The organism is Candidatus Symbiopectobacterium sp. NZEC135 (assembly GCF_025962695.1).
This window is the reverse complement of record NZ_JAGFPF010001451.1, coordinates 1-539: the sequence shown is the minus strand read 5'-3', so window position 1 is coordinate 539 and position 539 is coordinate 1. Positions and strand designations below refer to the sequence as shown.

Here is a 539-nt window from a genome sequence, read left to right as displayed (position 1 = left end):
CCCAATAGAGGAACCCAGGACTTGGTCAGATGCAGACCTACCGCAATAATGGCAAACCCCTGGCGGTATTCATGCTTGAAGATACTTTCACGATAGCCAAACTGGCACTGCTCCGCACTGAGGCGGGTCACCTGATTGAGGGTAAGATCCAAGACATCGACATATGCGCAAAACTGCTTGAACTCAGCGCCATAAGCGCCAATATTTTGGATAGGTGCCGAGCCAACACAGCCTGGGATCAGCGCCAGATTTTCCAGGCCCGGCACGCCTTGTTGCAGCGTGTACTCGACCAGATGATGCCAGTTCTCACCGGCACCAACGTGCAGATGCCATCCGCCATCATCCTCAGCAATCTCAATCCCTTTTATGCGGTTAGCAATGACTGTTCCTGCAAAATCAGCCAAAAACAGGACATTGCTACCTTCCCCCAACATCAACACCGGCCTGCTCTGCGCGTTCGCATGACGCCAGGAAGCGACTAACGCATCAGGGGTATCGGCGAAGACTACCTCATCGGCATAAACGGGCAAAGAGAAGGT

At 53.2% G+C, this 539-nt stretch carries 1 protein-coding gene; it reads right to left on the bottom strand.

Annotated features, from left to right (window positions below; translation table 11 throughout):
* Positions 1 to 539: UDP-N-acetylmuramate dehydrogenase (gene murB, locus J5224_RS34780; RefSeq protein WP_264629362.1), on the bottom strand; the 539-nt coding region annotated here is incomplete at both ends.